This is a genomic window from Xanthovirga aplysinae, from assembly GCF_009711365.1.
In the GTDB taxonomy this organism is placed as follows: Bacteria; Bacteroidota; Bacteroidia; order Cytophagales; family Cyclobacteriaceae; genus Xanthovirga; species Xanthovirga aplysinae.
On sequence record NZ_SMMB01001063.1, the window covers coordinates 1 to 7227 of the forward strand.

Genomic DNA, 7227 nt, shown 5'->3' on the forward strand with positions numbered 1-7227 from the left:
AAAACCAGCAAGATAATCTTGCTGGCTCCCCTTTTTCTCTAATTGATGTTATAAATAAACCTATTTGGTTAATAGCTCTAATACCCAAAGCTTTAATTTGGCTAATTTCAACTTTAACTCTAACATTAGTTTATACCTTTTATTCATTCAAATATTCAAATCTATGAAATTGACATAGCAGGTTTATTTATCGGCTCCTCACCTTTCTGCTGCATTTGTCCTGGACTATCATTTGCATCCAATTTAGCGATTAACATAGAATATTCCTCCTTTAGATCATCAAGTTTTTGTTGCTCTGGCCATTCTCTTTCTATTTCCTGATTCTTCAAGAATTCAAGGTCCTGTTTAGCTCCTGGAATGGAACGGTTTTCAAATCTATGAGCATCTTCTTCAATCTTACTTATCGCATTACGAACCAACGAGGCAAAAGCATTTAGTGAAGAATCCGCAGGTATTATACCTTCCTTATATTTATATCTAATACCTGTTTCTGGAGATTTTAATGAAAATTCTACTGTATTTTGCCCCCAATCCTTTTTTACAATGCCTTGCAGAGCAAAACCCAAATAACTACCTAATTCATGCTCACTTCCCAAAGGTGCCGATTGAATTAGTTCCATATTGATCCTTTTTAGGTGCTGCCCCACTTCCTCAAATTTCTCTATCGTATCTCCTTGCAAGCTCATGCCAGTAAAAGAAGATAGATTTAATTTTTCCTCTTTACCTTCCTTTGTTTTTGTCTTAAAATTGGAATGAATATACTTCAATTCCCTCTTCTTTATTTCTAAAGCTTTTTCAAAACTTGCGATCTCCCTTTGATACCTATCAATATTATGATCATGCCTTTTTATGTTATCATTAAATAACTTTTGTTTTCCTTCTAGCTCACCAACCTTCTTTTCTAACTTGACCTTTTTCAAGAGGTCATCGTTGCCGGAAAGCAAAGCTACATACTCAGCATAGTTCATTCCGCTCTCATCATCTCCGGCTCCTTCATCTATTCTTCTCCCCACTGAACCATCCTTTATTTGGTCTATGATATTCTGCTTGTTGCGAAGTAATTCATATTGAAATGCATCTAGGGTGCGCTCTGTAGCGTACATGAACACATCTACACTATTTTTATTATGTTCCTTTGCAAACCAGTTTTTTTGACGAACACCCCTGCCATTTCTTTGTTCCATGTCAGCAGGCCTCCAGGGAATATCCACATGGTGCAGAGCTGCACAACGTTCTTGAACATTTACCCCCGTCCCCATTTTTTCCGTGGAGCCAAGAAGAATTCGCTTTTCCCCTGCATTCATCTGTCTGAAAAGCTCTTGTTTCCGCTTATCGCTGTTATAATCATGGATGAAGGCGATATCCTCTGCCTTAACACCATGTTCAATAAGTTTTCTCTTAATCTCCGCATAGACGTTAAATCTACCATCATCATTCGGCACTCCAATATCAGAGAAAATTAACTGCGTTCCCCTATGCTCCTTTGTTTCCTCATAAATCTTAGCAACATTATTTGAAATAATAGACAGCTTATTATTAGGATCATCTTCCGCACCCTCACCTACCAACCATGTCAAAACACTCATTTTGCGACTTTGATTAGTAGCAATAAGCATCTTAGCTTTATCGCTACTAGTTTGTACATAACTGATAAGTTCCTCATTGAATGCCTTCTGTTCTGGTGTTGAAGGAATGGTAATCATTTGGAAATTACCATTGGGTTTATCCAAGGTCAAATTCTTATCATTGCGAATATCCGCAATCTCAGAATAGAGAGCTGCAAGCTCTGGCACCTTAATAAAGCTTCTGAATCGTTCTTTTCTTTTCAGTTCATTAGTGACGGAGAACTCAAAATCACTAGACTTCTCAGCATATGATGCAGCCCAGGAATCAAAAGTTTCCATTTTCATTTCCTTTAACTTTTGCGGTCGTAGGTATTTGAAAAGTAAGAACAACTCCACTAAGGAATTGGAGATAGTGGTTCCGGACAAAAACGTAACTCCCTTATCCCCTCCCTTACGTTCTTGAATATCACGAATAGCAGTTAAAAGGTTATTTGCTTTTTGACTTCCGGTGGGATCACCAAGCCCTGCAACCCTACTATGCCTTGTGGTGTACCATAGGTTTTTAAACTTCTGAGATTCATCTACAAACAAATGATCGGTACCTATTTCTCTAAAGGTCGGCAACCCTTCATCCTTAGCCATGCTTTTTTGTAAATACTCTAATTCCCCTTCAAGCTTTTCCTTTCTTTTTTCTAAACCTGTAAGGATTTGTTTACTGGCTCTGGTTCCGGTTTCATTCTCCATTCGAATAATCTCATCCTCCAGCTCCTTTATACCCTCCAGTAATAAACCTTCTTCTACTCCACGGTCTTGTGGAATTTTCCCGAACTGCTCATGTGTCATGATAACACAGTCATATTCATTATTAAGCATTTTTGCTAAAAATTCCTTTCTTCCCTCTTTTGTAAGATCATTTGGCCCTGGCACTAATAAATTTGCATTAGGGTAGAGTCTTTTGAACTCTTTTTCCATTTGACTTAAAGTAGCCTTCATAACCGTTATTAGAGGCTTCTTTGCCATTCCCAACTGTTTCATCTTCATTGCAGATGTAAACATGGTAATTGTTTTTCCAGAACCCACCATATGGTCTGCTATGCCTCCGTCATTTTGAGTTAGCATCCATACAGTATCCTTCTGGTGGTCATAAGGAATGATATCAGGATTAATATCATCAAAACTCAAATGTGAACCATCAAAGCTGGCAGGAACTGTAACCTGATTATCGTTATAGAGCTCAAGTAGAGATTCTTTTATCTTTTCCTGCTTTCTCCAGAAAACAGAAAACCGTTCCCTAACCTCATTTATCTTTGCATGTAGCCGTTGTGTTTCCTCCCTATGAACAAAAGTTTTTCCTTCCACATCACGAAAAGTTACATTAGGAAGGTTATGAGCAAAAGCACACTCAATAATGTCCCTTGCCCTAAAATGACCAATATTACCCCAGGTATCTTCCAGGCCTTGAGAAACAACACCTTCAAATTTGAATTTATCCTCCTTATGCTTGTAGTTAATTGTACAGTCCACAAAGCCTAAATCATCTTGGATAAAAGAGGTGTAAATACCTGTTGGTATCCAGCGCTCACCTAAATTCAAATCCAGCTCATCGGCTAATACATTTACCTTTACCTTTTCTAATTCCTCTTTATTAATCTGATAGTACCTGGTTCCCTTTAAGCTTTCATTGTCTTTTAACTTTTGAGAAATATTACCAGACAAATAGGAAGCTCGAACCTGGTATTCTTCTTCACCCTTAGAATTACTATTTGGATTTTTGAAGATAAGCCGCTTTTCATCGAGTAATACTTTTTCAATCTCAGGCCAATCACCTTTAGTAACCTTCTCTATCAAATTTGTATCAACCTTTCCCCTAAGATTAAGAGAATAAGCTAAAGCTTGATCTTCTGATAAAGGCTCATCTACTTCAATATGTTCCTGCTTTTCTGAAATATCCAGGATGGTAGCAACACCTTCAAATCTCTTTCTCCTATTGTTCCAGTTTTCCAGGCCAAGCAAAAGAAATGAACGTCCCATTATACTTCCCTCTTCCCTGTCCTTCAATAAATGGTCCCTATTTTCCCCTTCATGGAGAAAACCAATTTCAGCCACCGTATTCCAATACTCACGGTTTAAGGTTTTGCCATCCTCAATTGTATATTGGCCTTTCTCTTTGTTGGATAAAACAGATTGGTAAACATGATTTAAGACCAATAGCTTTGAAAGCTTATAATTCTCTTCCTGCTGCTTCAACCCTTCTCTAGCCTCTTCTAAAAAAGTATGAAACTCTTTTACATTAAATGTCCTTTGCTCCTGTTGATTAATTAAAGAAATAGTAATTTCTTCCTTTTCACTATCAAAACCAGAAACCAAAATTCTATGAAGGTCAGAGTTTTTAAAAAGTTCCTGGCCACTCTGAAGGTTACGCATAACCTCTAAGGTATTGGCCTGAGAATTATTTAGCTTCCCTCCTATTCTTCTTGTGACTTTTGGTTTGTTGTCTGCTAACTTTTTATCCTTAGAAGTTGAAGAACCATCAGGGGAAGAAATTAAAGGGCCTTTCTCCTTTAGCTTTTCATAGTAAGCCTTCCTTCTCCAAAAAATCTCATTGAATTGAGTATTGGTAAGGAAATCCTTCACAAAAGATTTCATGGCTAAAGGGTTTCCTTCCAGGGATGCAAGTCGCTGTTTGGTATTCAGGTCTGAAACACCTTTTGAACCTACCAATTCCCCTTCAACCTTCCAATGTTGATCAAGATCAGAAGATAGATAAGTTAATTTTATTGTAGTATCGACCCCTTGTTCTTTTTGCTCCTGAATTTTTGATTGCAAGGAATCTGACAAACCAAATTCCAACAAATCGAAAGTAGCGGTAAAATGATCCCGTACAGAAGCGTCCTTTAGATCCTCTAAAGTGATTGTAGGTATCTGCGAGTTTTTTTCTTCCTGTTTCTTCTCAGCAATTTCAAGCTTAGGCGTTTTTGGAAAATTTGAAAATAGGCCTAACTGTTGCTTTTTAAGCTGTTCCTCTTTTTTCCTTTTTAAATTATCTTCATGCTGTTTCCTTTCTTGCCAATATTTATTATTAAAATGGTGCTTTAAAAAACCCTTTAGGCCTTCCTCTGCATTGGGATATTTTTTATTTAAATCAGAAAATGAAGCCTCAAAAAAATGACTCCTAAACCCAGTCTTACTGGCCAAATCCCCCTGGATAGTGAAGTGCTGGATATCGACGGTCTTACTAAATGTAGTATTGTACTTTAATTCAATTGTAGTATCAAAACCTTTAATATTCTGTTCTAGAATTTTTGTTTCAAGGTCTGGAGGAAGGTCCAAATCCAATAAATTACACTTAAGTATATAGGAATCCCTCATGTTTTTACTGCTCAGTTCCGATAAGGAAATTTCAGGGATTGCTGGTTTAGAATTAATTGAATCTATCTTTTCCCCTGGTTTCTGAGAGGAAATCCCATGGGTCACTGAAGAAGCTAAATTTTCACCTTCAGCACTTAAATTAGTTTTTGGACTTTCTATTTCTGTCTTTTGATCATCCTTCGACAAACCGTTAATGTATTCCTCCAAAAGTTTACTGTGCTTCTTTGGGACAATCCAACCTGAAAAACGCTTCCCTTCTTCATCTCTTAGGTGTGAATTATATCCTAAGCTTTTTACCCCATGAGAAATAAAGTAGTCTTTTAAAGCCTTACCAGTTTCTATAGTTGTCCCCAAAACCACCAAAGATTTAGCACTATAATCTTTAATCGTTAAAGAAGAGGTTTCAGTAACCATTTCTTTTGAAACAGGCACTTCTTCCAGTTTAACCGTGGGACTAGGTGTTCTATCTTGAGGCTTATTTGAATCCAGATCCGGAAGCACTATTTTTCTTTCCTTATCAACTTGGACCTTGTTACCTTCTCCAAGGCTCATAACCACATTGGAAAAGTCTTCTTTAAATAGTTGCTTACGGTGAGGATATATATATTTATCAAAGAAACTTTGTTCATCTTTTAGGCCGAGCAAAGACGAAACCGGAAAGGCTGTATTACCTTTTACTATATATAGGGTTTCCTTATCAGAATCATTCTGATTTACATACAGCTCATGGCCGTTCCGTATCAGCTTTGAAACCAAATCCCTAAAATCTCTTTTTCCTGTTCCCAAATGCGCAACAAGCTCTTTGTCTAATTGAAGTTCATTGGGATTAGAAGGAGCCAAAGTAATTTTGCGATCCTCGGTGTAAAATTTACCATTTTTTATCCCTATTACTTTGTCACTAAAACGGGGGTCAAAATATGGCCGACCTTTAACCCGTAATTGGAAGAAGGACTTTTCCGATTCATAGCCCAAAAGATCACTTACAGATATACCTTTATTTTTATCCTCTGGGCTGATTATATTTAGGAGGTTTGAATCTTCCTTTTCGGTATTTACATAAACTTCATAGCCACCTTTCATAAGCCTGGTAACTGCTTCTCGAATGCTTGTGGGATTTTCCCCAATTAAATCCCCTATCTTCCTTTTTAGGCTTTTATCCTCTTCCTCCAATTCTAAGTTCGGATATTGAGAAAGATTTAAACTACTGTAAATAGCTTGGGTTACCTCATTAGCCAAACCATTCTCCTCTTTATACCTGGCACCTTTGACAGAAAGATTATCTCCCCGATAAGCCCCTCCCAATTCCATATTACCAAGAACCTGTTTTGGATTAACCACATAAAAGCTATTTACTGCCTTCTTTGTTTTTTCACCATTCTGTTTTGGCAGAACAATTTCTTTAGTATCAATAAATAGTCTATCATTAACCGTTAAACCTTTCTTCTTTTCATTTTTCTGAAGAAAGATAACATCCGTAGTTACCGATGTGCCGGCATCGGAAAAAACCTTATCATTAAGCCTAACGGCTCCCAGGAAATCATTCTTCTTAACTAACTCCTGCCTAACACTCCTATTCTTCTCACTATCCATTACTCCCGTGGAAGTAACATAGGCAATCACCCCACCATTTTTTAGCTTTTCCGATCCTTTTAAAAAGAAATAATTGTGGATCTTTTTTAAGCTTTGCCCATATACCCCTTTTCTTTTTCTATACTCCAGGTCCCGATTTATGGACACATCCCCAAATGGGATATTTGATATTACAAGATCAAATCCGCTATCAGATACGGTTTCAAAACCGTCTCGAATTACATTAACATCTGGTCTATTTAAGTAAATTTTCTCAAGGACCTTTGAGGATACAAAATCCTTTTCAACTGCCGTAAAAGAAAAGTTATCCCCCTTTAAACCATCTGGAAAATGCTCAAGAAATGCTCCCACCCCTGCTGCTGGTTCCAAAACCTTATTAAACTTGGTTCCGGATTTTTGAAGGGCTGCATAAATAGATTTGACAAGAACTTCAGGTGTGTAATAGGCCGTTAACACACTGCGCTTTGCTGAGTTAAGAATAAAGTCTGGGTTCCTTCCCTCTGCTTCAGCCACCTTTTTTATTTGCTGCTTTAATTCTTTGGTTTCTTCTTTAAATTTTTCAGGCTCAGATAAACTTAAAACTTCTTTAAAAGCTCCTAAACCGGTATACTGCTTTAGTAATTCAGGATCAGGGCTTTCAGATAAAATACTTTTTAGGATTTCGATATTGGTTAAAAATGCTTTTGACTTCTTCATTAAAAAA

The 7227-nt window shown here is 37.1% G+C and carries 1 protein-coding gene; it reads right to left on the minus strand.

Annotated elements, in window-relative coordinates:
* Positions 1–161: 161 nt before the first annotated feature.
* A complete protein-coding gene (locus E1171_RS11830) occupies positions 162–7220 on the minus strand; it encodes an Eco57I restriction-modification methylase domain-containing protein (RefSeq protein ID WP_155206213.1) in 7059 nt (2352 codons plus the stop codon).
* Positions 7221–7227: the final 7 nt, after the last annotated feature.

Bases quoted from the DNA above. Each gene is read 5' to 3' on its own strand.
- E1171_RS11830 (WP_155206213.1), bottom strand. From the start codon at position 7,220: ATGAAGAAGTCAAAAGCATTTTTAACCAATATCGAAATCCTAAAAAGT.